The organism is Candidatus Vicinibacter affinis (assembly GCA_016714365.1).
GTDB lineage: Bacteria > Bacteroidota > Bacteroidia > Chitinophagales > Saprospiraceae > Vicinibacter > Vicinibacter affinis.
Window position 1 is genome coordinate 2,913,143 of sequence record JADJNH010000005.1, and the last position, 25,401, is coordinate 2,938,543.

21 protein-coding genes are annotated in these 25,401 nt (G+C 35.2%); 10 read left to right on the forward strand and 11 right to left on the reverse strand.

Features of this window, described 5'->3' with window-relative positions:
• Positions 1 to 119: 119 nt before the first annotated feature.
• Positions 120 to 836: a pyridoxine 5'-phosphate synthase gene (locus IPJ53_11545; protein MBK7799737.1), complete on the reverse strand. Its 717-nt coding sequence runs from the start codon at positions 834 to 836 to the stop codon at positions 120 to 122.
• A gap of 5 nt (positions 837 to 841) precedes the next feature.
• On the opposite strand from IPJ53_11545, the gene IPJ53_11550 reads away from it, so the two are divergent.
• The 3 genes from IPJ53_11550 to IPJ53_11560 are packed head-to-tail and all read left to right on the forward strand — an operon-like array spanning position 842 to position 3,205.
• Positions 842 to 1,729: a CPBP family intramembrane metalloprotease gene (locus IPJ53_11550; protein MBK7799738.1), complete on the forward strand. Its 888-nt coding sequence runs from the start codon at positions 842 to 844 to the stop codon at positions 1,727 to 1,729.
• A complete protein-coding gene (locus tag IPJ53_11555; protein ID MBK7799739.1) occupies positions 1,722 to 2,543 on the forward strand; it encodes a phosphatidate cytidylyltransferase in 822 nt (273 codons plus the stop codon). The genes IPJ53_11550 and IPJ53_11555 overlap by 8 nt, the downstream gene beginning before the upstream one ends.
• A 5-nt stretch (positions 2,544 to 2,548) precedes the next feature.
• Positions 2,549 to 3,205, forward strand: coding sequence for a phosphatidylserine decarboxylase family protein (locus IPJ53_11560; protein ID MBK7799740.1), 657 nt, complete (start codon positions 2,549 to 2,551; stop codon positions 3,203 to 3,205).
• 671 nt (positions 3,206 to 3,876) lie between these two features.
• Here the strand turns inward: IPJ53_11560 and IPJ53_11565 are convergent.
• Positions 3,877 to 6,357, reverse strand: a complete 2,481-nt coding sequence (locus IPJ53_11565) for a T9SS type A sorting domain-containing protein (protein MBK7799741.1) — start codon at positions 6,355 to 6,357, stop codon at positions 3,877 to 3,879.
• 904 nt (positions 6,358 to 7,261) lie between these two features.
• On the opposite strand from IPJ53_11565, the gene IPJ53_11570 reads away from it, so the two are divergent.
• Together IPJ53_11570 and IPJ53_11575 are read left to right on the forward strand one after the other, a co-directional pair.
• Positions 7,262 to 8,725, forward strand: a complete 1,464-nt coding sequence (locus tag IPJ53_11570; GenBank protein MBK7799742.1) for a hypothetical protein — start codon at positions 7,262 to 7,264, stop codon at positions 8,723 to 8,725.
• 12 nt (positions 8,726 to 8,737) lie between these two features.
• Positions 8,738 to 9,223 (forward strand): acyl-CoA thioesterase, encoded by a 486-nt coding sequence (locus IPJ53_11575; GenBank protein MBK7799743.1) that lies wholly within the window; start codon positions 8,738 to 8,740, stop codon positions 9,221 to 9,223.
• Here the strand turns inward: IPJ53_11575 and IPJ53_11580 are convergent.
• Positions 9,215 to 9,733: a hypothetical protein gene (locus tag IPJ53_11580; protein MBK7799744.1), complete on the reverse strand. Its 519-nt coding sequence runs from the start codon at positions 9,731 to 9,733 to the stop codon at positions 9,215 to 9,217. The genes IPJ53_11575 and IPJ53_11580 overlap by 9 nt on opposite strands.
• A gap of 88 nt (positions 9,734 to 9,821) precedes the next feature.
• Between IPJ53_11580 and lpdA the strand changes: the two genes are divergently transcribed.
• Positions 9,822 to 11,219, forward strand: coding sequence for a dihydrolipoyl dehydrogenase (gene lpdA, locus IPJ53_11585; protein MBK7799745.1), 1,398 nt, complete (start codon positions 9,822 to 9,824; stop codon positions 11,217 to 11,219).
• 13 nt (positions 11,220 to 11,232) lie between these two features.
• Complete coding sequence (locus tag IPJ53_11590) at positions 11,233 to 11,988, forward strand: hypothetical protein (GenBank protein ID MBK7799746.1); 756 nt, start codon at positions 11,233 to 11,235, stop codon at positions 11,986 to 11,988.
• Here the strand turns inward: IPJ53_11590 and IPJ53_11595 are convergent.
• Positions 11,981 to 15,247: a gliding motility-associated C-terminal domain-containing protein gene (locus IPJ53_11595; GenBank protein MBK7799747.1), complete on the reverse strand. Its 3,267-nt coding sequence runs from the start codon at positions 15,245 to 15,247 to the stop codon at positions 11,981 to 11,983. The two genes, IPJ53_11590 and IPJ53_11595, sit on opposite strands and share 8 nt — an antisense overlap.
• A gap of 138 nt (positions 15,248 to 15,385) precedes the next feature.
• On the opposite strand from IPJ53_11595, the gene IPJ53_11600 reads away from it, so the two are divergent.
• Both IPJ53_11600 and priA read left to right on the forward strand, forming a co-directional pair.
• On the forward strand, positions 15,386 to 15,754 hold the full coding sequence (locus tag IPJ53_11600) for a DMT family protein (protein ID MBK7799748.1): 369 nt from the start codon (positions 15,386 to 15,388) through the stop codon (positions 15,752 to 15,754).
• A gap of 12 nt (positions 15,755 to 15,766) precedes the next feature.
• A complete protein-coding gene (gene priA / locus IPJ53_11605; GenBank protein ID MBK7799749.1) occupies positions 15,767 to 18,211 on the forward strand; it encodes a primosomal protein N' in 2,445 nt (814 codons plus the stop codon).
• 23 nt (positions 18,212 to 18,234) lie between these two features.
• On the opposite strand, the gene IPJ53_11610 is transcribed toward priA, so the two are convergent.
• The 7 genes from IPJ53_11610 to IPJ53_11640 all read right to left on the reverse strand — a co-directional run bounded on the left by IPJ53_11610 (position 18,235) and on the right by IPJ53_11640 (position 24,863).
• On the reverse strand, positions 18,235 to 19,989 hold the full coding sequence (locus IPJ53_11610) for a dynamin family protein (GenBank protein ID MBK7799750.1): 1,755 nt from the start codon (positions 19,987 to 19,989) through the stop codon (positions 18,235 to 18,237).
• A 23-nt stretch (positions 19,990 to 20,012) separates the two neighbouring features.
• The gene (locus IPJ53_11615; protein MBK7799751.1) at positions 20,013 to 20,597 is read right to left on the reverse strand and encodes a phosphoribosylglycinamide formyltransferase; all 585 of its coding nucleotides are present in this window, start codon (positions 20,595 to 20,597) and stop codon (positions 20,013 to 20,015) included.
• Between the two features lie 27 nt (positions 20,598 to 20,624).
• Entirely contained in the window at positions 20,625 to 21,533 is a 909-nt protein-coding gene (locus IPJ53_11620; GenBank protein ID MBK7799752.1) for a DUF4835 family protein, read from the reverse strand.
• A 10-nt stretch (positions 21,534 to 21,543) separates the two neighbouring features.
• Complete coding sequence (gene coaBC / locus IPJ53_11625) at positions 21,544 to 22,740, reverse strand: bifunctional phosphopantothenoylcysteine decarboxylase/phosphopantothenate--cysteine ligase CoaBC (protein ID MBK7799753.1); 1,197 nt, start codon at positions 22,738 to 22,740, stop codon at positions 21,544 to 21,546.
• A 31-nt stretch (positions 22,741 to 22,771) separates the two neighbouring features.
• Positions 22,772 to 23,116 (reverse strand): DNA-directed RNA polymerase subunit omega, encoded by a 345-nt coding sequence (locus IPJ53_11630; protein ID MBK7799754.1) that lies wholly within the window; start codon positions 23,114 to 23,116, stop codon positions 22,772 to 22,774.
• Complete coding sequence (gene bamD, locus IPJ53_11635) at positions 23,103 to 23,912, reverse strand: outer membrane protein assembly factor BamD (protein ID MBK7799755.1); 810 nt, start codon at positions 23,910 to 23,912, stop codon at positions 23,103 to 23,105. The genes IPJ53_11630 and bamD overlap by 14 nt, the downstream gene beginning before the upstream one ends.
• A gap of 189 nt (positions 23,913 to 24,101) precedes the next feature.
• The gene (locus tag IPJ53_11640) at positions 24,102 to 24,863 is read right to left on the reverse strand and encodes a triose-phosphate isomerase (protein ID MBK7799756.1); all 762 of its coding nucleotides are present in this window, start codon (positions 24,861 to 24,863) and stop codon (positions 24,102 to 24,104) included.
• A gap of 57 nt (positions 24,864 to 24,920) precedes the next feature.
• Here IPJ53_11640 and IPJ53_11645 point away from each other — a divergent pair, with 57 nt between their 5' ends.
• Positions 24,921 to 25,364, forward strand: a complete 444-nt coding sequence (locus IPJ53_11645) for a DUF72 domain-containing protein (GenBank protein MBK7799757.1) — start codon at positions 24,921 to 24,923, stop codon at positions 25,362 to 25,364.
• The last annotated feature ends 37 nt before the right edge of the window (positions 25,365 to 25,401 follow it).

The following is a 25,401-nucleotide window of genomic DNA, read 5'->3' on the forward strand; positions in this document are numbered from 1 at the left end:
TTAACTCGCAAATTTATATGCTTCTTTCAATTAAAAAAGGAAATTATTAACTTTATTTTAAGCCAAGTTAAACATAATATATATATATATATTATAAGTTATATGTAAAACGATTAATTTTAATTAGATAGACGCAAAAGGTACATCTGCACTGTATTTTGCAGGCCAAAATACAATGCATCACAAACCAAGGCATGTCCTATTGAAACTTCCATTAGTCCGGCAACTTGATCTTTGTAATAGCTTAAATTTGATAGATTCAAGTCATGACCCGCATTGAGTCCAAGTTTAAATTTCTCCGCTTCAAAAGCGGTTAATACATGAGGGGAAACGGCTGCTTGGGGATTATTAGAATAATGAGCAGAATACAAACCTGTGTACAGCTCAATCCTGTCAGTTCCAGTTTTTGCTGCAAAATGTACCAGCTCAGGTTCGGGGTTTAAAAACAATGACACCCTTATTCCCCTATCCTTAAATTTTCGGACAATTGGTTTCAGGAATTCTAACTGATTTCTAGTATCCCAACCACTATTCGAAGTAAGAGCATCAGGAGGATCTGGCACCAAAGTAACCTGGTCAGGTGAACAACCCAATACCTGATCAATAAAATAAGGTGATGGATAGCCTTCAATGTTAAATTCTGTCTTAACTACCTCCCTCAAAAGCGGTAAATCAGAAAACCGGATATGCCTTTCATCAGGTCTTGGATGGACAGTAATACCTTGTGCCCCAAAACGTTCCAAGTCTTTTGTAACTTGGCATAAATCTGGTAAATTCGCCCCTCTTGAATTTCTAATGAGGGCAATTTTGTTGATATTTACGCTCAATCTAATCATAAAAAATGGATTCTTTGCATAAAAATACATTTAAAAATCTTCTTAGCCTTTTGGTCCTTGTTTTTCTGGGATTCATGTTATTTCAATTCTTATTACTGGTACTTGAACTTATAAAAGGGCAATCTTACGAGACTTTGACTGAAAATCCTCAAATTATAATTGACAGTTATCAGGGGAAAGATCTGCTAATTCTCCAAATGCTGAGTCATGTATTTGCTCTTATACTACCAGCACTTGCCTTAAGTTTATGGAAAAGAGAGGTAGGCCATTCACTCAGCCCATCTTCTCCAACGATTGCAAATCTATGGTTGAGTTTATTTTTTTTCTTTGCTTGCATTCCATTAGTAACCTTATCAGCGCATCTAAATCAACTTATTCCATTACCGGATTGGATGAGCCAGACAGAAGACAAATTAAGTGATTTGATAAAAAGAATGCTTTCAATGAATTCAATGTCTGATCTACTGGTAGCAATCATTGTAATTGGTGTTGTTCCGGCAATTGGAGAGGAGTGGATCTTCAGAGGAATTATCCAATCCCAGCTTAGAAGAATATTCCCTAGTTCCTGGGTACATATTTTACTCAGCGCATTGATTTTTTCAGCCATTCACTTACAATTTGAAGGATTTTTACCCCGATTCTTATTGGGAGCAATTCTTGGCTTCGTTTATCGGATTACCGGTCATTTATTATACCCAATGCTCCTACACTTTATATTTAATTCAAGCCAGGTTATGACGGTCTATTTTCTTGGGCCGGAGGCAATAGACCAATTGGACAAGCCTTCAGGTTCGGGAATTATGATTTGGATCTATGGTATTGGTTCAGCTATTCTTGCAACATTTATTGGATCTCGAATGATCCAATCACAAAACCAAAACACCTATGCTTAAAAGAAGTATTACCGGATTAATATTTGGAGTTTTAGTTATTTCCTCTTTGCTATATAACTTTTGGAGTGCAGCTATTTTACTGCTGATAATACTTTTTTTTAGCTTACGTGAATGGAACCTCCACTTTAATAAAAGTTCAAATCCTATAAAAACAAGCTTGCTAATTTTCTCATTGTCTATATTTTGTGGAATTGCATTTTTTTTAACCATGATTCCGGAATTAGGATATTTTGCTTTTTGGATTTCCGGAATTTCAATTTTCTATATTTTCCTAATTCTTTATTTGGTCTTCTGGAAAAAAGAATCATCCTTATCTTGGACAACACCCTCAAGTGGTTTTATGTATGTGGTATTACCCTTAATTGCTGCAATGTTGTATTTAAGTAAGGATTATAACAATTCTAAATATTGGATTCTTGGATTCATCATTATGAACTGGAGTAATGATACTTTTGCTTATTTCACGGGAAAGATTTTTGGCAAAACACCTTTAGCGCCTTCCATTTCACCAAATAAAACCTGGGAAGGATCTGCCGGTGGATTGATTGGTTGTGTACTGGCTGCATTTTTATGCAATCATTTCCTGTTTCATTCAGGTTTTGAATTTTGGAAAATCATATTATTGGGTGTTTTGATTTGCGTAACGGGTTCTTTTGGAGACTTATTCGAGTCTTCACTTAAACGCGCTGTAGGAATAAAAGACAGCGGCAATATTTTACCAGGGCATGGTGGATTTATGGATCGCTTTGACAGTTTCTTTTTCATCATTCCAACTGGGATATTTCTTGTAGGTTTGCTTACTCATTTAAAATAAATATCATGTACATTCATAAGGAAGGATTTAATTGGATTATTGGCACACTCATTTTTTATATTGTATTAATCTTTTGCCTCAATTATTTTTCCAGTATTTTGTTGTGGCCGGTAGCCATTGTATTTGGGATTTTATTTTTACTTATTGTCAATTTCTTCAGAAACCCTGAACGGATTATTAAAGTAAAAAACAATGCGCTTGTTTATGCCCCTGCTGACGGGAAAGTAGTTGTGATTGAAGAGACTTTTGAAGGAGAATATTTTAAAGATCAACGAAAACAGATTTCTGTATTTATGAACCCTTTGAATGTCCATGTCAATCGCTATCCTATTGGAGGTGTTGTGAGTTATTCAAAATATCATAAAGGAAAGTACCTTGTAGCATGGCATCCTAAGTCATCTACTGAGAATGAAAGGACCACCGTAGTAATTAAACGAGCAGATGGTACAGAAATCCTAATGAGGCAAATTGCAGGAGCCTTGGCTAAAAGAATATGCAACTATGCGAAAGAAGGAGATCAGGCAGAACAAGGGGGAGATATGGGATTTATAAAATTTGGATCAAGAGTTGATTTGTACTTACCTCTGAATTCCAAAATCTTAGTTGATATAAACCAAAAAGTAGAAGGAAATCTGGATATTCTTGCAGAAATTATTGGGTAATCCCCATTATTTGAGTGTTTTAGAATGACGAGTTAACCATTATTATTAAGGTCTTTTGAATTCTCAGCAGCCTGCACGACAAAAAAATCTTCCTGGTTTCAAAATTGCATTTTAAATGATTATTATTGCTGTACTTGCTGTCAAACAAGATTTAATATAGGGATATTTGATTCCTATTGTATATCACGCAAATATTAAGAAAATTAAATACACTCCTTCTTTTACATTTATAGATAATGGGGTATTAGATTTTGTGTTAAAAAATAAATCCTGATTTATAATACCACGCTGATCTTTTAAAAATTAGATTTATGTATGGCTTAAGACCTATGAGTCAATATTTAGATATAGAGAATTTAATATTTGTAACCATCTATAAATATTTAACTCTCCCTTTGTGCGTAGTTAAAAAAATGCAATGTAGCTTCCGATTACAAATTAATTATTCTTAAAAAAGTATCCACATCCTTAAAACTCCACTTAAAATGCAATGACCAGTACTGTGTATAATTACCATCTCATTTCCCACACAATAAAAATAAATAAGCCGCTTTACGCGGCTCATTTATCTAACATTAATCAGAATAAAACGGGTTATAATAAAACAGGGATTAATTCTTTAACTTCTATATTTTATATTATTTAGTACAACTAGTTAGCCTCAGCAAATTTTAATTTTGAACAAGTATTTTTTTAGTAATTGGCCCAAGTAATGTTTCAGTTTTAATTAAATACAAACCATTTGCCAACCCTGACAAATCAATCAACTCGTGCTTAGGGTCAATTGCAGATTTTTTGAACATTTCCTTTCCATCCATACTAATTACGCTGTAAGAAACCATGCCATTCTTTCCATTGAGATGCATAATAAGATGGTCAGAAGCGGGATTTGGAAATACCAGTAACTGGGCTGGATCCAATACAACTTCTTTATTTTTTCTTTTGTCAATTTTAAGAACCAGGGTTCTATCCTCTAATTGCTTCAAATTTCCTTCTCCATCCTGAATGATAATTTCCTGGAAGTAGAAAGGAACTTCAATAATTCCATCATCATCACGGAAGGGATCAATATTGTCTTCCACAATAAAAACAAGAACTTCCGTTCCACCATGCCCACTGACTTTTTTACCATTTGCCCTAACAAATCCACTTTCAAGCCTGCCATCAAAAGGCTTTTTAAACATATTGAGCGTGTTACAGGAAGAAGCAAACCATCCATCATTGTAAAAGTCAACATATAAAGATGATTCGTTTACCACATCTTTATTGTAGTTTAACACATAGGAATAACCAGCTAAGTTTATTGCGGGGTTTGCATCTTCACCCAATTGAACTTCAATCATCATCCAATCTCCAGAATCTACCTGACCGGTAAGATTTTCTAATAGAAAAGGAAAATCACCTTTAGAAAAGACTTCTTTAGAGATTAATGAGTGGGTCTTATGATAAGAACTTGATATAGCCACAGTATCCGAAGCTGAAACTTTACCATCACCATTGGTGTCGGCATTTTTGATGTCAATGGACCGTCCTACAAGTTCCTTGCCCCAATTATTACCACTGTAGGAACGAAAAGTGGAACCCTGATAGGACCTTACCGGACCAGATTGACCCAATTCATAACCGATGTGCAGTAAATCCTTCATATCAACACATCCGCTTTGATCCACATCACCAGGCCACACACAATCACCAACACACTGTTTAGGACAATTTTTCGCCTCGTAATAAACATCCACATCAAAATCCGCCGTTACACATCGATTGGTACCATTAATACAATAATCTATTGTAAAATTATCAGGAGATACGTCATTCAGTTTTGGGTAATAAATGAGACTGTTATAACCAATTACCAGACTTTGACAACTATTGTTATAGTTTATGCTGACAGTATCCCATCCCGGATAAAATTTAACTGAATCTGAACTGGAAGAAAAATTATAGGCGTTTACTGGAACCTGGTAATTCAACAATATAGGCGTGTTTCGTGGAGTAGCGATCTGATAGGTATTTAAAGTCTGAGGCTCATAATCACCTATAAAAAGGCGCACTTCAGCAGTCTCACAGCTTTGAGGGCAAACCTTGTAGGTAAAGCTTTGAACACCTTTATAATCTGTTTCAGGAATGTATTTGAAATTACCTATATTATCCAATTTGGTCAAGGTTCCTCTCGTAGGGTCTTTATCTTTAAGAATTGAAAATTTAGAGACAATGCTCTGCACATCGTTTAAGGCGACATTAAATGTAATCTCTTTGTTTACTGGGGTATAAACAACATCCGGAACAAGTATACTATTGGGCTCAGCCATTGGGTATACACGCATAAATACTTTACGGCTGAGATTCCCATTTATTAAATTAAAGGTATCCTTTCCATTGAAATTATTAAAAGGCTTATAAATGAAGGATGCCCCATCAATTTTAACAGACCCATTTTTCGGGTTTTGATTTATACTAAAACCGTCTTTTGGCAAAGACTTCTGTACAGCCTGATCTTCAGGTGTTCCCAATGAAAGCGTATCTATAACTGGCAATTGATTGGTATCAATGACGGATATGAATATCGTATTGCTTTCACATAAGCCAAAAGTATCGCATACTTTATGAACTATTGTAGCGGGGCCGGTATAATCTGCTGTAGGTGTAAACCGAATCACTGAATCATTCAGTTGAGTACAGGAAGTCAAAAATTTAGTACTCGAAATTCCTGACACCACAATTCTGTTATTTCCCGGTATGCTGGTAGAATCATTCCCCATTGGCTGAATGTCAATATTGGACTGATTCTTATAAACTGTATAAAAATCAGGCCTGACCTCAAGATAAGAGTTTACGTAGGTATAAATGTATGATTTCCACTGCTTCTTAGCCCCTTGTCCAGGACCATCTGAATACTCAATCACCACCGTATCATTGCCGATAAAATTCAATTCAGGATCATAAAACACTTCGTAAGAAGAACCTATCTTAATCAAACTCAGCTGCCCATGTGCTGAGGAATCCAATACAGAAGGTAAATAACACCAAGAAATAATTTCTGAATGATCTGAATTTTTAAGTTCTTTGATGTGCTTGTACACGCCTTGACCCAATAGCAATTGCCCCGCTGAAAAGAACAGTGCAAATACAATAGGCAAGGCTTTTGGCATGAACTAATTGTTTGAGTGCAAATTTAACTCAGGATTTCATATTTCCAAATATTATATTCATATTTTTTTATTTAATATAACAATAATTTTCAATATATTATCTTTTAAATTGATAAACAGATAATTAAATATTGTATATATTCTTAATATATAGTTTCCAATATCTTACGCCTTTTCCGGTCAATTTACCGTTTAAATAACAAATCTCATCAAGATCCATGCAATTTATGGTTTCAACAAACTAATTATTAACATTTTAAGTATTAAATAAATATTGTAATCTTATAATCTTGTTTATTAATATTTTATATATATGATTATAATTTAATGCATAAACATATAAATTTTAATTAAAAAAAATTACACTTAAGGTTTAAATAGACTGTCCATTCCATTGATTTTCAATATATTTAAACACAATGTTTATATATAATCGATCATTATTTAAAGTTGAAAAAAGTTCATGGGTAAAACTATTAAAATGTAAAACAAAAAAAGTTAATTCTTTATCTTTCAATTAATTACCTGAACACTTTCGCTGAGTATCCTAAAGTCATTTCAAACTCAATTTGGACTATCGACACAATAACTGAAATATTCAAAGTCGGTCTATCCAAAATATTTTGGTACGCAACTAAGAATTTAATTTCTTTTCAAAGTCCTACTTTATATAAGTTGAATAAATAATATGCCTGGAGCAATTATGGAAAATCCCAGATAATCACTGAATATTATACTTTTCACAATTTGAATTGATCTGTTGGATTTTGCTAACTATTTGATCGTTTTTAACGAATTTAAGGCGAAATAGCATCTACCCACGTGTGGTATAATAATTTTGGTGGAAAGTGTATATGGCTTGAAGTAGGCTTTTTTTCCTAAATTTGTCTTCTCCTCCCCCAACATGAAGGAAACAAAAATTTATCTTTTCTTAAGCAGTTTGACTGCTGTCCAGCTAAATCGATTGACACGTTATTTAGAGTCTCCCTATTTTAATCGAAATGAAAAATTATTGAAAATCTATTACAGGGTGGAGGCTTTCATTCGTGAAGGTGCCGTTGGTGATTTAAGTAAAAAGGAAATCTGGGAGCTTATATATCCGAATGAAAACTATCAGGATGAAAAATTCAGGAAGCATTGCTCTGAACTTTTGGATTTAGGAGAAGCATTCCTTGCCCAACAAGTTTACGACGAAAACCCGGTACATCAAGCCAATTACTTATTACAAGCTGTTCATCAAAAACAAATAGAAAAATTATTCAACAGCTCTCAAACCAAAGCCATTTCTCTGGCAAAAAAACAATTAAATAAGGGTTCTTCACATTACTATTACCTCTATGAAATTGAAAAAAATCTATACAAACTAAATAATCTGGAAACCACCAGGGTGCATAAAGGAACCATCAGTAAAATAAATCTTGCAGATATAGTAAACAATCTCGATTACTTTTACATTTCCGAGAAACTTAAATACTATTGTAGTTTGTTAAGCTGGAACAGAATTTCAGCTCTTGATTCCAAACTTTTGTTTATAAATGAAATAATTGAAATTGCCAGAAAAGATGAATTTAAGGAAATTCCCCCCATTGCCATATACTTAAAAATATACGACACTTTTATTGACAATGATAATATCAACAATTACTGGGAACTTAAAGAATTGATTGAAAACCATCTTGATCTGTTTCCATTAGACGAAGCAAAAGAAATTATTGAATCAGCCATCAATTATAACATTCGAAATTTAAACAAAAGTGTAGATTTTCAAATTGAGTTATTTGCATTGTATAAAAAATCATTGGAGAAGGAAATCATTTTTGTAAATAATGAAATTTCACCATGGACATTTAAAAACATCATAACGCTTACATTACGATTAAAAGAATTTGATTGGACGGAACAATTTATACAAGATTATTCAGAGAGACTCAACCCGCTGTACAAGGAGAATTCGGTCAATTACAACATGGCCCTTTTATATTATCATAAAAAAGATTTCAATAAGGTTATTCCATTATTGCAAAAAGTCGAATATGAAGAGTTATTTTATGGTTTGGATTCAAAAGCTATTATGATTTCCACATATTTTGAGTTAGATGAGATTCAAGTATTAACATCCTTTTTAGAAAGTTTTAAAAATTTTTTGAGCAGGGACAAGAGTTTAAATCAAAGTCGAAAATTGTCTTATTTGAATTTAGTTAAGTTTACTAAAAAATTGATTGATACCAACTTAAACAATGAAATAAAACTGGAAAAATTAAAAAATGATATCCTTAATGAAAGTACGGTTGGAAAACCTTGGCTTCTTGAAAAAGTAGAAGAATTGAGGTTATCTTTCCGCGTTTCCACCAGAAAATCTAACCGATAAAATCATCAATAAATGCAATTACTCCATCCGGAAAGTCGCGTACGCGTGCGCTTCAAAGATTGTGATCCACTAGGTCATTTGTACAATACGCGCTTCCTTGAATACATGTTGGAGGCACGTGAAGACCATGTGATAGATTATTACGACCTAAACCTCGAGGAATACGCCAATGTTAAGGGATTAGCATGGGTAGTAGTGGGTCATCAAATTTCCTATTTTAGAGAAGCCAAAAGGAATGAGTTTGTCAAAATTCGTTCTGCCATGATTTATTATGATCAAAAAACGGTACTGAATGAATATCAAATGTGGGATGATGAATTAACCGAAATTAAATCACTGATGTGGACCCGATTTCTTCACATTGACCTCAGGACTAAAAAGGTGAGTCCTCATGGTGAAGATATGATGCATAAATTAGCAGGCATCAATATGAAAATAGACCAATTGGATTTTGAAGAAAGGGCAAAATATTTGCGCACTTCGCACTTATCAAAGTAAACTGAATGAATTAAAAAAGCGTTCGGCATCATTACTGAGCCTTTGATGGTAGTTTGAAAAATATTGGAGACTAACTAGATGGTTTTTGAATGGAATAACCGCCATTTTTACAACTGAGCTGTCTTCACCATAGCGGATTAGAAAAATTCTTGAAGGTACTCCCCCCATTTGAGAAGCACTACTATAGACTTTCTCTCCATGGAGTTGTTCTGTCAACTGATCTTCTATCGTCTGGCAGATAAAAAATGAACTTGAATCACTTTCATCATTGAAGTCAATATCTGAGGGATATTGTGTATGATTTACCAGGTAAATTATGGATTGATTGTCCTCGCCCTCTGATACCATATAGGAATCCAAATAAATCAAACCCAGATCCGTTTCTAAGCTGTCTTTTGATATTTTTGGTGTGGATGGCAGCTTTACTTGGTAGCCTGCATTTGTATCTCGGAGAATAAACCACTCAAAAAATGAAAAAGCTAAACACAGGATTAAAGTCAATAATTTCATTCTTCCAATAACGTATTAAATGCCCGTATATTATCCTTTAAAAAATCCAATTTGAAACTGCTATCTTTGCAGAAATTAAAGAAAAATCATGAAATTTGATGTATTGGTAATTGGCTCAGGACCAGGAGGATATGTTGCTGCAATAAGGGCTGCACAATTGGGAAAAAATGTTGGAATTGTGGAACGCGAGTCGCTTGGTGGAATTTGTCTAAACTGGGGTTGTATTCCTACTAAAGCGCTTTTAAAATCTGCTCAAGTGTTTGAATACATCAATCATGCTTCCGATTATGGAATTAAAATCGCCGAGGCAACAGCAGATTTTGGCCAAATCGTTAAGCGAAGTAGAGGAGTTGCTGAAGGTATGAGTAAGGGTATTCAATTTCTGATGAAAAAAAATAAGATTACGGTCATCATGGGAAATGCCAAACTCACTAAAAATAAAGAGGTAGAAGTAAAAGACGAGACCGGTAAAATTACTTCTTACTCCGCTGATCACATCATTTTGGCGACTGGAGGACGTGCAAAACAATTGCCAAACCTTCCAATTGATGGCACTCATGTAATTGAATATCGGAAAGCCATGAGTCTAGATTCTTTACCTAAAAAAATGGTTGTAGTTGGGGCTGGTGCAATAGGGGTAGAATTTGCTTATTTCTATAAAAGCCTAGGAACAGATGTGACCATCGTTGAATTTATGGAACAGGGGCTGGTTCCTCGAGAGGATGCAGATATCAGCAAGGAACTTGGCAAAATATTTAAGAAGAAAGGGATTCAGGTTTTAGCCAATACTTCTGTTGAAAAAATTGAAAAAAACAAGGCAGGTGTTAGCGTTTACGCAAAAGATCGGAAGGACGGGAAAGAGCAAATTCTTGATTGTGACATCGTGTTGTCTGCGGCTGGAGTTACTCCCAACATAGAAAACATTGGATTGGAGGAAGCTGGTGTTTTGATTGAAAAGGGAATGGTTAAAGTAGATGCTTTCTATCGCACAAATGTTCCAGGGATCTATGCCATAGGGGATATTGTCCCTGGTCCTGCGCTTGCGCATGTTGCCAGCGCAGAAGGCATCACATGTGTCGAAGCCATTTGTGGACACCACCCTGAGCCTATTGACTATAACAACATTCCTGGATGCACCTACTGTTCTCCTGAAATTGCATCTGTTGGCCACACAGAAGCTACTGCCCTTGCGGCAGGGTATGAAATTAGAATTGGCAAATTCCCTTTTTCTGCCTCAGGTAAGGCCAGTGCAGCAGGTGCTAAGGATGGTTTCGTAAAAGTAATTTTTGACAAAAAGTATGGGGAATTTCTAGGGGCACACATGATAGGAATGAATGTTACTGAAATGATCGCCGAGGTAGTAGTTGCCAGAAAGCTAGAGACCACCGGGCATGAAATTATTAAATCAATTCATCCCCACCCTACCATGTCAGAAGCTGTTATGGAAGCCGCCGCTGCAGCGTATGGAGAAGTGATCCATCTATAAATTTAGCACCTACATGTTCCATAAACTTTTTCCAAAATTTCAACAGGATGTTGGAATGAGTTTTACCAAATTAGACCTTCACAAAATTGAAGCCACAGCTCACAAATTGAGTCTTAGGATTGGTGACCGTTTTCCTGATTCGGGTTTGTTTAGAATTTCTCAAGAATTGCTCACAATATCTCGTCAAACTGAAAACCAGATAAGGGAAATCAAAAGACCTATCTGGTGGTTGCGGATAAGTTCTTATTTGTGTTTAATCTTTTTCCTTACTCTTCTTTCTTATGGGATGCTATTAATCATCAACAATTTTACTTTAGGGATAGAGAATATTACGGAATTGATGCAAGGAGTGGAAAGTGGCACCAACGAATTAATATTAATTGGAATTATATCGTATTTTTTATTTAGTCTCGAGGCTAAATTCAAACGAAATCTCGCACTCAAATCTCTTCATCAATTCAGAAGTTTAGCTCATGTTGTGGACATGCACCAACTTACAAAGGATCCTTCTGTACTCTTAAATGTCAATAAGACAAGCTCTTCTCCCGAAAGAAGTTTTACAAAATTTGAAATGGTCAGGTATCTGGATTATTGTTCTGAAATTTTGGCTTTGGTTGGGAAATTATCTGTTATTTATGCTCAATACATGGAAGATGAACGAATTCTTAACAGTGTAAACGATGTTGAAAATATAACACAAAACCTTTCCAACAAAATTTGGCAGAAAATTATGATTTTGGATTTATCAGAAAACAATCAGATTATCTGACAAGCGTGACATCTCCAGACAACAAATATACCTTCCCAGTCTTATCTCTGAATTTCAACAAATAGACATAAACTCCCGGATTAACAGGTAATTCCTGGGATTCTCCGAACCACGCACCATTTGGACTATTAGGATGTCCTCCTCGACTTTCAAAAATCCTCCCACCCCATCGGTCATATATTTGTAATAGGTCTATCAATTCGATACTTGGGTCACTGTACAGATTAAAATAGTCGTTTTGAAGATCACCATTTGGACTAAATACATTAGGGACAAAGAAATTTTGCTTAGCCGAAACTATCAGACTGTATTCGTATTCACAACCATTTTCATCCACAGCTACGACATGATACTCATTTATACCAGGTTGTGCTATTAAAGAGGTTCTCTTACAGTCTCTACAGTGCATTAATCCATTTCCACTCCATTGGAAATCAATTCCGTTGGTATCCAGATAATAAAATTCGGGAAATATACTATCCCCAACAAAAACCCATACACTGTCTTCTGGAAATTTCTTTCGGCTATTATTATCGTAGTCGATCTTAAAATCTTTACTAAAGCTACACCCATTAGCATCCACAATGTCTAATTGATATGACCCGGATTTAAGATCAATAATTCTATTATTAAGGAGATTACTTGGCTCTGAATTGAGAAAATAATTCAACGGTTCTTTTCCACCGCCTAGCTTCACAATTGACAAGTTACCCTTTGAGAAATTTTCGCAATTGCCATCTTCCGTGGAAATATTAAAACAAAAGCATTCAGGATCGCGCAATTCAATTTCCTTCAATATTTCACAACCAACCGCATCCGTGATTGTCACCTTGTATTGACCGGCTTTGAGGGCCTGTCTATCACTTATTTTGCTTCCATCATTCCAGTAATAATTATAAGGTGGTTTTCCTCCAGCTACAGTCAACAAAATTCTTCCACTTGAATCTCCCTGGCATAAATTATTGTGCAAGGAATCAAGAATGCTAATTTTGTTTAATACTTCCAATTTCAAACTAAAAGTTGAATCGCAACCTCGGTAACTTTTGCCCTGATAATAATAGGATTCACTTTTATCAAAATACTGATTGCCGATTTTTAATCCTGTACCATAACAAATGACCGTATCTATATGTACATTTATTGGGTATGCTTCATATAATGTAAAATTTATCAAACTGTCACAACCCAAAGAATTTGTTAATTTAATCTGATAGATTCCAGGTAAGAAGAATTGACGGGACCAGATACTAAGAGTTTCCCCTCTGCATATATTTTTTTCAAAATCAGATACTGTCTTACTAAATAGAGTCAAGTTAAGATTAATAGTACTGTCGCAACCAAATTGATTAAATAAATTAATTCTATAAATCCCAGGCTGACTAAAATTTTTATTTCCAATCGCAAGAAAACTTCCTTCACAGATTCCAGTATCCAAATTAATAGTTTCCATAGGTCGGACGGTTAAATTCAATTCAATCAAACTATCACATTCTTTACTATTTCTTAAATGAATTAAATAATTTCCTCCAGAACCATAATCGATTCCTCCAATTCTGATTAATTCTCCTGAACACAAGTTGGTGTCAATCTTCCAATAACTATTGGAATTCACGACGACGGAAATATTGACTATACTGTCGCACCCTAAATATGAATCAAAAACATACTGATAGAGTCCGGTCATTTTTATTACTTCATTATTTACAGTCAGTGAATCTCCTGAACAAATCTGGTAATTTACATTTGTAAATTTGAGTGTCTTAATTCTAATGTTTAGATCTATTAGACTATCACATCCACTGACGGACAAAAGTTTTATCTGGTAGTTGCCTTCTTTATTATAATTTACTCCATCAATCAATACACCTTCCCCTTCACAAATTAAAGTATCCAATGTTGCATTAAATTGATTAACGACCTTCAAGTTCAGAACAAGTACACTGTCACATAAATTATGTGAGATTAATGGTATTCCATATGACCCTGATTGATCGTATCTTTCTCCTTGAATTTCCAAATAACTACCTATGCAAATAGCAGTATCTAATTTACCATAAGCTGTATTATTTACTTTAAGGTTTAATTCTATGATGCTGTCACAACCCCTATAATTAGGGAGTACAACCTTATAAACTCCATTAGTATCAAACTCATAAGCTGCAACCTTCACAGAATTACCCGCACAAATCGTTGAGTCAAGAAAGGTAAAGGACGTGTCCACTTCATAATCATAATAATTACTGAGTTCACAATCTTTACCGTCAAAAGCCCTCAACAGATACCTACCTTCTTCTCCTTTGGGGATAGCTAAATCAACTTCATTGGCACCTGGAATTGCTACCCCGTCCTTATACCATTGGTGCGTAATTTTTGGCAATTTAACGCTATTGGATTTTAATATCACGGTATCAGAACATGGATTCCCGCTAATTGCAAAATACAGTGAATCAAATTTGGTGGATTCCTCCAAAATCAACTCATCTAACCAATAATAATAGGTTCCATCAGTTGCTGCGCAAGCTGGTCCAAGTACAAGAGTTTCGACTTTAACACTTGGCCTCAATTTAACGGTAGTTTTGATCCATGCATTTCTTCCGGTGAGGCTAACTCTGGTCATTTCAAACCAACCCGGATATGCAGTTGGACAGAGCCAATTTCCAAAGGGGCCGCCAAATGGTAAATTCGTGCAGTCACTGCTTGCAAAAATGCCCATATTAAAAGTTCTCCTGGGACCTACAAAAACATTTCCTAGAGCTTGCGTTCCCGGAGTTCCAAAACCAATCCAAAAACTTAAGGTATACTCTTTACCGGGTAACATCGGAGTGGTTAGACACGCACCAACATATTCTTTATACCGTCCCCGTCCGGCAAAGTCCTGAATGTCGAGAAAACCAACATACCCGTTTCCTGCAGGAAGAGGCTGTGGTGGCTTTCCACGCACCACATCAGAGGTAAATCCACATGTATGGTAATAATCAGAAGTCGCGGAAGAAGCCTGAATCCATGAGCGGCAACGGTCTAACTGCGCGACTGTATCTGGACAATTAATATAATCTTCAAAGGAAGGATTGGGAATCAATGAGGAAGGTATAAAAATAGTATCCACAATACCATAACACTTGCAATCCGGATCGTTTAAGTCTATAAGCCCATCTCCATCATCATCCAAAGCATTATCGCAAATCTCCGGAATTAAAAATTGCCCTTGTGAGGTTAAAAAAATGGAAAATATTGAATAATAAAAAAATGAGAATAACATTCCTTTTGCTCAGCCATTATAGTGACTGACTATAAAATTAAATATTATTCACATAAAACAACCATAAAATTAAATGAAGAGATCTTATTTTATACAAATTAAACACTAAGTATTAATTTTGAACTAATTATAGATTAAATGAAATCATTATATACCATTTTACTTCTGGCCATGGCCAATGTCTTTATGACCTTAGCCTGGTATGGCCATTTGAGACTAAATGATGTAACAACTTTACAAAAATGGGGTCTCTCAGGTCTGATTCTGTTTTCCTGGGGGATTGCCTTTTTTGAGTATTGCCTTCAAGTACCTGCTAATAAAATTGGATATGATGGTAATGGTGGACCATTTTCATTGTTTCAATTAAAAATAATCCAGGAAATCATCACCTTAAGTGTTTTTGTTTTGTTTGCCTTATTATTCTTTAAGACAGAGACCTTCACTAAAAATTATATGATTAGTTTTATTTGTATCATTGCTGCAGTCTATTTTGCTTTCAAGAAATAACCCTTTAGGTAAATGGAAATTTTCTATGCAGAAGTTATTGTGCCACTGGCTGCCGAGGGTTGCTTCACCTATGTAGTGCCGGAGGAATTGATCAGTCGAATTTCTATCGGAAAGAGGGTTGAGGTTGAATTTGGCAAACGAAAGCATTATGCCGGAATTGTCAAAAGTCTACCTATTGAGTCAAATTGGCCAAACCCGAAGCCAATTTTGGATGTATTAGACGAAGAGCCCATAGTGGATAAAATTCAATTGGAATTCTGGTTGTGGATCAGTGAATATTATTTGTGTAGCATTGGGGATGTAATGAGTGCTGCACTTCCAACTGCGTATCGACTTGCCAGTGAAACACTGTTCTTAAAAAAGGAAAACCTAAATTATTTAGATTACAATTTAAGTAATGATGAATATCTTATTCTTGAAGCATTGGATATAAGAAATGAATTAAGTGTGCTTGATATAAGAAATATACTTCAAAAAAAATCCATACTTAATATCATTAAAAAATTAATTGACGATGGGCTAATTTTGGTTACAGAACGACTATCTGATCAGGAAAAAATACCAAAAATAAAATGGGTTCGATTGAATCCCAAGCTTACTCAAGATAATGAAGAGATGAACAAGTCTCTAATTTCTATTCAAAAATCCCAAAATCAAAGTCGTTTGGTAATGTGCTATCTTAATGAAAGGAGAGATAAAGGTTGGATCAAACTTAAAGAACTTCTCAACATTAGCGGATGTACTACTGCTGTTTCAAATTCTCTATTACAAAAAGGAATTTTCGAAATCCTAGACTTAGAAAAATATTCTTACCCTGATTCCAATAATTCTGTTATCCAGTTTAAACTTACTGGATTACAACAGACTTGCCTAGATGAAATAAAAAATATTTGGACAGAAAAATCTGCTGTTTTGCTTAGGGGAATTACAGGCAGTGGCAAGACGCAAATTTATATGGAATTGATCAAGGAAAATATACTCCTTGGCAAACAAGTATTGTATTTGGTACCAGAAATTGCCTTAACCTCTCAATTGGTACAAAGGATTAAAAAATTTTTTGGAACGCAATTAATCGAATATCACTCAGGACTTTCTCAAAAAGATCGCATGGCGGTTTGGGAAGCATGTAAATCAAATCATCCATTAATTGTTGGAGCAAGATCGTCCTTATTCCTACCCTATCAAAAACTTGGATTGATTATTGTGGATGAGGAACACGATCCATCATACAAGCAAAATGACCCGTCTCCAAGATACAATGCTAGAGATTGCGCACTAATTCTAGCGCAGGATCATAACGCCAAAATTATATTAGGTTCTGCCACTCCATCTCTTGAATCTTATTCAAATGCAATCAGTGAGAGATTTGGATCAGTTGTCTTGGATCAAAGATATGGCGAAAGTCAGTTACCAGAAATAAAATTGGTTTCACTAAAAGAAGCAAGCCAATTCGGAAAATTAAAGGGTCACTTCACAGATGAACTCTTAGAAGCTATTAAATCCCAGATAGATCATAAAAAACAAGTTCTCATTTTTAGAAACAGACGTGGTTACAGTCCGTTGCTACAATGTGGAAATTGCAATTGGGAAGCATTTTGTGATCAATGTGACATCCACCTTACCCTTCATAAATATCAGCAGAAATTAAAATGCCATATTTGTGGTTCAAAAAAAAATATTCCTACCAAATGTCCTCGCTGCGAACAGCACACTCTGAAATTTATGGGATTTGGAACGGAAAAAATAGAAGAAGAACTAAAAGAACATTTTCCTGAATTAGCCATTAAAAGATTTGACCAAGAAATTGCCCGAAGTAAAACTATCCAAACAGAGATATTGGAGTCTTTTCAAGAAAAAGAAATTGATATTTTGGTTGGGACTCAAATGATCACAAAAGGATTAGACTTTGACCATGTTGGATTGGTCGCTATTCTCCAGGCAGATCAAATATTGCACTATCCTGATTTTCGTTCACAGGAGAGGGCCTTTCAACTCATGACACAGGTCAGCGGAAGATCCGGGAGAAGAGAAGATTTAGGTCAGGTCATCATACAAGCCTATGCTACTATGCATCCAGTAATTCAGGATGTGATGAACCATGATTTCACTAATTTTATTGAGCGAGAACTATTGGAACGAAAGAGATTTAATTTTCCCCCTTTTGTTCGTTTGATAAGAATAGAATTAAGACATAAAAAGCCAGATATTGCAGATCAGGCAGCCATTTGGTTGGTAAACCGCTTGACTAAATTTTTAGGAAAAAGAGTTTTAGGACCAAGTGAACCCAATGTGGCCCGGATCAAGGGATCCTATGCAAGAGAAATATATCTTAAGCTAGAGCGGAAAAATGAAATTATACAAAAGGGAAAAAAATTGGTAAAAGAATATACCCAAAAGTTAAAATCGGAGGATAGCTGGAGCTCTGTAAGAGTAATTATTGATGTAGATCCCTATTAAATTTAAGTGAAGTTCAAAATTTGTCAAGTTTTAATAGTACGAGCATACATCCTTTCAATAATCACTTTAATCTCAACCAATCGTTCAAGTATGCTGCTGTGCTTTTGGTTTAATTCTACTATCGCTATCTTTTCATTGATTAAATGATTATCAAACTTGGAAAAATTATGATCAATTTTTGTTTTTATTTCAGTGATGTAAAAACCCAATTTGTGTCTAAGTTCCTCCTCTAGGCCATTTTTTCCCTGAATTAACTCCAGATCAAATTTTTGAAGAATTCTACGTCGGTTGAAGCCTAATGTAATTCCAGCAAAAAGCAATCCCAAGGAGGTCAGCACTCCTCCGGTAATATCGAAAACAGCCCCATGCGTCAATGCTGTTATGATGGTACCGATGATTGCGATTCCAGTTCCTGTAGCCACATTTGGTGCTAATTTACTTTCAGATTTTAATAATTCACTGCTGTAATAATTTTCAGAATTCTTAATAAAATCATTAAATGTTTGTTGCAAATCACTCATAACGCCAGCGCGCTTATCAGCAATCTCAGAAAATATTTCATGATCATTTTTTAAAACTGTCCTGCTACCCTTAATCTTTAGGCTAACTATTTGGGCCATCTGCATGATAGAATCTGAAATGTCCTGAACATTTAACTCCAGCTTTTCCCTTAAATTTTGCTTTAAAGTGGACTCAAATCGTGATTTAAAATCATCCAGCCAATTATGCAAATTATTCTCTTTATTAAAAATACCTGTGATTCCTTTTTTTATAACATTGAGAAAGCCTAATCCATTTTCCAACTCCTTTCTGTAGCTTGAGGAACTGGTTTGATAAGCTGCTACCAGATTTTCAATTAAGAGATTGACATTATTGAAGGAGATGCGCTCATGTTCCTTTAAAGTCTTACTTATGTCATCTCTAAATTCTACATCATAATCGTATTGATCTTTTCTAAGCTGAATTCCAGATTGAAGTTTCTGACTAATATTGTTGCAATTGTCAATGTTATTTAAAAGTTTAAGAAAAGCTGCCTTGCCTCCAGTAATGTTCTCCTTTATAAAATTTCTTAAGCCGTTGAAACCACTTGATTCTGTTTGACCCTCTAACTCCATTTTTGCAGAAACTGGAAAAATCATAGGCTCTTCAATACCTTTTTGTATCGCAAATTGTCTCAATCCATTTATATTTACAAGAAGATCATTCTCAGACATTAAATCTTTTTGTTGAAGCACAAAAATGATCTTCTTTCTCCAATCTTCCTTGATGAAGGTAAAAAGATCCCAGGCTGATTGTCTGTATGGATTTTTGGCTTCAAAAACAAATAAGACTAAATCTGAAACCGGAATGAACTTTTCTGTAATTTCCTGATGGTGTTGAATAATTGTATTAGTACCCGGTGTATCAACAATTGCAATTTCCTTTAAGATTTCTTCAGGATAAGTAATTCTTTTCAACACAGGACTTATGGCGATCTCCATATATTCCGGGCCATATACTATTTGTTGAATGGTGTCCGTCATTGGACTGGGAGCTACCTTACATATTTCAGTTGTTGTCTGGAGCAAAGCATTTATAAAGCTGCTCTTTCCAACTTTAACTTCACCCACTATAACAAACATAAAAGGGTCTCTGATCCGATTTCGCAAATCACTTACCGTATCCACCAATGATTGGTTATCAATGGAAATGGTGAGCGCATGCAAATCTTTTGCTATTTCTTCAAATAACAGATAAGGCCCTTGTAGGTCTTTCTCTATGAGGGCACTTTGTGACATAAATTAGTTTTATCTTAGGAATATTAAAAATATCTCATTTGTGTAATAAGTTTTTCAGTCCACTCCGGGAGATATTTATGCTCAAGTTCCTGAACCTTTTTGGAGAGTTTCTCGGCATTGTCTTTTTTATCAACCTTACATTTAGCCTGAAATATGATCTTACCCTTGTCATACATTTCATTCACATAATGAATGGTCATGCCTGATTCTGTATCCCCTGAGGAAATCACAGCCTGATGGACCCCGAGTCCATACATACCCTTTCCTCCAAATTTAGGCAGCAGAGCTGGATGAATATTAATCATCCTTTGATCATAAATTTTTACCAAAAATGGCGGGACCAACATTAAAAAACCAGCCAAGACTATGAAATCGACATCATACAAATTAAGCAGTGAGGTCATGTAGCTGTTGTTGCTAAGGAGAGATTTATTCACAACAGAATATTGAATTCCATTTTCATCTGCAACTTTAATGACATTTGCTTTTGATGAATTTGAAATAATCAATACTACCTGAATACTGGGATGATTCTTAAAATGCTTGATTAATTGGCTAGCATTACTTCCCTGGCCCGAGGCGAAAATGGCAATTTTCTTTTTCTTCATATGCTTCGTTAGAGTATGTGGGTTGGATTATGATTTTAGCACCTTATATTGACTTGAATTAGAAGGATCTATTGCTGTCATTGCTCTATAGACTTCCTCTTTTTCCTGAGTGGTTCCTTTTTTAAAAATCTCTATAATTTCTCCGCTTTTGGAATTAATAAAAATCTGCATCAGGTAAGTATTTGGATACGACCTGTCTGTTTGAGCAATCGCATTGATCGCAGTTACCATGTCTCTACGGGCAGCATTCATATCTTTAGTACTTTGATCCAAGCACAACCTATGGTATTCATAAAATGCTCTTCTAAAAGCTTTCATTCGCGGATTTATCAAATTCTCCATCAAAAAATACCGACTGTTTTTTTTTCCTGAAGCAGAACTCCAACTTTGATCAAATCCACGGGCTCCGGAAGGAATTGTATTGACCATATTTTGTAAAATATTTACGTAGGTCTCTCCACCTTCCAAACTAAAACTGTCATAATCAAGGCTAATTATAAAATATGCATAAAACGTTAATACGCTTGACAAATTATCGAAAAAAGTTTCTTTACTGTTTTCAAGTGGCTTAAAAGGATCAAAATTAATGGGAACATCCTTCTCATTTAATATGAGAATGGGTGTTTCATAAGTTGACTGATAAACTGGTCTGGATGCTTGAATAGCAAAATCACAAACAAAAGAATTATTTCCACGATCTTCCCTAATGGTAATCTGAATGCTACTCTTAATTCGCTCGTACAATTCGAACTTATCTCCCGTCCACTTTTGGTTGTTCATGAACTCCTTGACAAGTTTTTCCATCTGCCCCACTACAGCCTTATCACTTGTTCCTAAATTAGGTGCGATCACTTTTATAGTCATGTCCAACTCCTGTGCACTGATGTGTATCAACGCTAACAAGGCAAAACCTAACAGGATTAATCTCTTGTGCATATTTTAAAAATCAAAGTTTAATAACTTCCTCCAAAATATCTCTAGCAACCTCTTCTTTTGATTTAAGTTCGAAAGATATCAATTCTCCTGATTTTTTTAAAATCTTGATTTTATTCGTATCAAATCCAAAGCCCGCCCCTTCATCTTTTGGTGAATTGATAACGATCATATCCATGCTTTTCTTATTCAATTTAGCTTGGGCATTTCCGATAATATTTTGAGTCTCAAGGGCAAACCCAATAAGCTTTTGGTGAGATTGTTTATTTTTTCCAATAAATGCCGCTATGTCAGGATTTTTAATAAGTTTTAGATTGAGAATTTCTTCAGATTTTTTGATTTTTTCAAGAGACGGACTTTCAGGTCTGTAATCTGCAACCGCAGCTGCCAGAATAAAATAATCAAATTGAGCTAATTTTGACTCCACTACTCTCAGCATTTCTTCAGCAGATACCACATTATGAAGACTTATGCGTTTATCAGCATTTGGTTTAAGATGGGTGGGGCCCAGGACAATGGTTACTTCGGCTCCCATAGAAGCTGCAACTTCCGCGAGACGAATACCCATTTTCCCGGATGAGTAATTTCCGATAAATCTCACTGGATCAATTGATTCATAGGTTGGTCCGGCAGTTATTAATATTTTCTTATTTTTAAATAATGCTGAATCGACGAAAAAAGATAAAACATGCTCCATAATTTTATCTGGTTCCGCCAACCTTCCAAGACCACTTAAACCGCTTGCCAAACTTCCATCCTCAACAGGAATAATCATGACCCCCCTATTCTTTAAAACTTCTAAATTATATTGGGTGGAAGGATGAATCCACATATCCAGATCCATGGCTGGGGCTATCATTACAGGGCATTTAGCAGAAAGATAAACTGCAGTCAAAAGATTGTCAACCATCCCAATGGAAAACTTTGCCATTGATTGTGCACTGACTGGGGCGACTAAAAACAAATCCGCCCACAAACCCAAATGAACATGATTTTGCCAGTCTTGTCCATCCGTGAGTTTGCTAAATACCTGATGGCCAGAAAGTGTAGAAAAACTTAAAGGACCAACAAAATCCATCGCTGAGTCTGTCATTACAATCCTGACTTCAGCACCGGCCTTAGTCAACAAACGCAACAAAATCAACGATTTATAAGCGGATATACTTCCAGTTACCCCGAGGATTATCTTTTTACCAGCTAATGCGTTCATGCATTATCTTTTATAATCTTAGGGATGAAAATTATTCAGAATCTGATGGCTCCTGATTTCTTAGCGTATAATCAATTTGTCCATTAATGAACTCTTCAATTGCAATAAGAACCGGATTTGGTAATTTCTCGTAAAACTTAGAAATTTCAATCTGTTCCTTATTTTCATGCACTTCCTCAATCGTATCTGAATGAGAAGCAAATTCTTCCAATTTGTCGTGAAGTTCAGTTTTCAAATCATTGGATAATTGATTGGCTCTCTTTGCAATAACATTTATGGTTTCATAAATATTACCAGTAACAGCTGCGAGTGCCTTAATGTCCCTTGCCTGAACGTTTGGGTTGATTCCTTGAACTTGTGTTTTAATATCCATCATAAATTGGGTTGTTGAATTTAATATTTGCCAGATTTTTTATTTGCTTTACCTCCTGAGATACTTTTCCGGATGGAAACTTCAAAAGATAATAATTGCAAAGCTCTATTGTTTTTCCAAATCGCTCCTTTTGTTTTTCAAATACACTGTTTATGGCCCACTCGTAAGCAGATTTCACTTGAAGATATCGAATTTCCCGCTCATTCTTAGTTTCCGGAAAATCGGTAAGTAGATTTTCAAGGCTAGTCAAACAGGCTTGAAAGGATTTCAAATCGTAGTATAGTAATGCTTGCTGATATGCTTTTGTTTCCAATTTAAGCCTCAGCTGATCAATTAACTTGTTGCATTCAGTAAGTCTATCAGATTCAGGGTAAACATTCACAAAAGATTGAAATCCATCAATTGCCTTCTGGGTGGAAGTTTGATCAAGTTTTATATCCGGAGATGTCCTGTAAATCGCATAGACAGCCATAAATTCAGCTTCTTCCTTGTATTTACTCGTGACAAAGGTATTTGCAAAATTTTTAAAATACTGACTGGCAGTTTCAAAATCGGAAAGATAATAGTGCGTGTAGGCGTATTTGAAGTACAAATCTTCGGCTTGTTTTTGGCCCCGAAAAGAACTTATTACCAATTCAAATAGAGTCTGTGCCTTCAAATACTCTTTCTGAGAATAATATTGATTGGCATTTTTTAAGATTAAATCGGGATCTCCACTAGTCCTTACCTTCTCATAAGTTGACTTACAAGAACTTACCAGTAGGAAAAGTCCAAAAATCGTGATGTAAAAATTTCTCATTTGAAGACAGCAAAGGTACGACATTTAACGTGTTGTTGCATAAGATGTTGCCCTGAAAAAGAGATTGTATTATCTCCTTCATACAAAAGACACAATATTTTTATATTTATATATATATCTGCAAATTACACATTACAGATATAATTAATGTATATCCTGAAAATTAGGCTTTATTTTGCTCGTGACCGACTACACTGTATTAAAAGCCTGTCCGATTGAAACAAATTCTTGAATATCCAGACTTGCTCCCCCAACCAAAGCTCCATCAATATCAGGTTGACTTGACAAAGCCAGCGCATTAGAGGCTTTTACACTGCCTCCGTATAAAATTCTTATCGATTCCTTAAATTCTGAGCCATATTGATCGGCTATCCATTGCCTAATATGTTTATGCATTTCTTGAGCTTGCGCGGGGGTTGCGGATGATCCTGTTCCGATCGCCCAAATTGGTTCATACGCTATGGTTACATTTTTTAAATTTTCACCCAATTCAACTCCTATATCTTCTTCCAATTGATTTATAATATGCTCTAAATGAATCCCTTCTGATCTTAACTCATAAGATTCACCACAACAATAAATAACCTTTAAACCTTGGGAAAGTGCAGTTCTAATTTTTTTTGACACGAGCATATTTTCCCGTAAATTCATTTCTCTCCTTTCACTATGACCAAGAATAACATAACTTACCCCAAGATCAACAAGCATGCTCGCTGAAACCTCACCAGTATAGGGTCCTGAAAGCTCCTCGTGACAATTCTGTGCTCCCAATTTTAATCCTTTTCGTAAAAATTGGCCTAATTCAGATAAATGGGTAAAAGGTGGAGCGATGACATAATCATGAGATGGATCTGAATGAATAAGAAATTCTTCTATAAAGGACACCGCTTTGGTAGGCAACATATTCATTTTCCAGTTTGCTGCAACCAAAGGTTTACGTAAAGGTTTCATTGAGGATCAATTTTATTAGCCAAAAGTATTGCTTTGTAACAAATAATAACGAACCGAATGAAATTTGGCAAAGAAAGTCATGCAATAAATAAGGAATTTGTACTATCCAAACCAAGAATCTGGATAGAATCTGACCCTCAGTCGACAGACATTTTTTCTGGTGGCACCGGATACAGCAATCCTTCCTTCAGAGGAACTTTATATCCTAAAACCTGCAAATCAAACGAATACTTATACTACTACAGCAGATTATTCAACGGAATTGAATTTAACGGAAGTTATTACAAAATACCAGATGATGAAAAAGTGTTTTTTTGGAAAAGTCAAATTCCAGAGCACTTTAAATTTTGCCCCAAATTCCCTCTAAGCATCTCCAACAGTAGAAATCTTGGCGATCCTTTCATTTGGCAAAAATTTGAAAAATTCCTCACACTGCTTGAAAATCACAGGGGACCAGCTTTTCTTCAACTACCAAGACATTTTGACGTTTCCAAAAAGTAGATTCTTTATCAAATTTTAGATTCAAAGCCACTTCCAT

Excerpts from the sequence above, each read along its gene's own strand:
- IPJ53_11570 (MBK7799742.1), top strand. The coding sequence starts at position 7,262 with ATGAAGGAAACAAAAATTTATCTTTTCTTAAGCAGTTTGACTGCTGTC.
- IPJ53_11565 (MBK7799741.1), bottom strand. The coding sequence starts at position 6,357 with ATGCCAAAAGCCTTGCCTATTGTATTTGCACTGTTCTTTTCAGCGGGG.
- IPJ53_11640 (MBK7799756.1), bottom strand. The coding sequence starts at position 24,863 with ATGAAACCTTTACGTAAACCTTTGGTTGCAGCAAACTGGAAAATGAAT.
- priA (MBK7799749.1), top strand. The coding sequence starts at position 15,767 with ATGGAAATTTTCTATGCAGAAGTTATTGTGCCACTGGCTGCCGAGGGT.
- IPJ53_11550 (MBK7799738.1), top strand. The coding sequence starts at position 842 with ATGGATTCTTTGCATAAAAATACATTTAAAAATCTTCTTAGCCTTTTG.
- IPJ53_11645 (MBK7799757.1), top strand. The coding sequence starts at position 24,921 with ATGAAATTTGGCAAAGAAAGTCATGCAATAAATAAGGAATTTGTACTA.
- IPJ53_11620 (MBK7799752.1), bottom strand. The coding sequence starts at position 21,533 with ATGCACAAGAGATTAATCCTGTTAGGTTTTGCCTTGTTAGCGTTGATA.
- IPJ53_11615 (MBK7799751.1), bottom strand. The coding sequence starts at position 20,597 with ATGAAGAAAAAGAAAATTGCCATTTTCGCCTCGGGCCAGGGAAGTAAT.
- IPJ53_11630 (MBK7799754.1), bottom strand. The coding sequence starts at position 23,116 with ATGATGGATATTAAAACACAAGTTCAAGGAATCAACCCAAACGTTCAG.
- IPJ53_11555 (MBK7799739.1), top strand. The coding sequence starts at position 1,722 with ATGCTTAAAAGAAGTATTACCGGATTAATATTTGGAGTTTTAGTTATT.
- IPJ53_11580 (MBK7799744.1), bottom strand. The coding sequence starts at position 9,733 with ATGAAATTATTGACTTTAATCCTGTGTTTAGCTTTTTCATTTTTTGAG.
- coaBC (MBK7799753.1), bottom strand. The coding sequence starts at position 22,740 with ATGAACGCATTAGCTGGTAAAAAGATAATCCTCGGGGTAACTGGAAGT.
- IPJ53_11545 (MBK7799737.1), bottom strand. The coding sequence starts at position 836 with ATGATTAGATTGAGCGTAAATATCAACAAAATTGCCCTCATTAGAAAT.
- bamD (MBK7799755.1), bottom strand. The coding sequence starts at position 23,912 with ATGAGAAATTTTTACATCACGATTTTTGGACTTTTCCTACTGGTAAGT.
- IPJ53_11595 (MBK7799747.1), bottom strand. The coding sequence starts at position 15,247 with ATGTTATTCTCATTTTTTTATTATTCAATATTTTCCATTTTTTTAACC.
- IPJ53_11560 (MBK7799740.1), top strand. The coding sequence starts at position 2,549 with ATGTACATTCATAAGGAAGGATTTAATTGGATTATTGGCACACTCATT.
- IPJ53_11590 (MBK7799746.1), top strand. The coding sequence starts at position 11,233 with ATGTTCCATAAACTTTTTCCAAAATTTCAACAGGATGTTGGAATGAGT.
- IPJ53_11575 (MBK7799743.1), top strand. The coding sequence starts at position 8,738 with ATGCAATTACTCCATCCGGAAAGTCGCGTACGCGTGCGCTTCAAAGAT.
- IPJ53_11610 (MBK7799750.1), bottom strand. The coding sequence starts at position 19,989 with ATGTCACAAAGTGCCCTCATAGAGAAAGACCTACAAGGGCCTTATCTG.
- IPJ53_11600 (MBK7799748.1), top strand. The coding sequence starts at position 15,386 with ATGAAATCATTATATACCATTTTACTTCTGGCCATGGCCAATGTCTTT.
- lpdA (MBK7799745.1), top strand. The coding sequence starts at position 9,822 with ATGAAATTTGATGTATTGGTAATTGGCTCAGGACCAGGAGGATATGTT.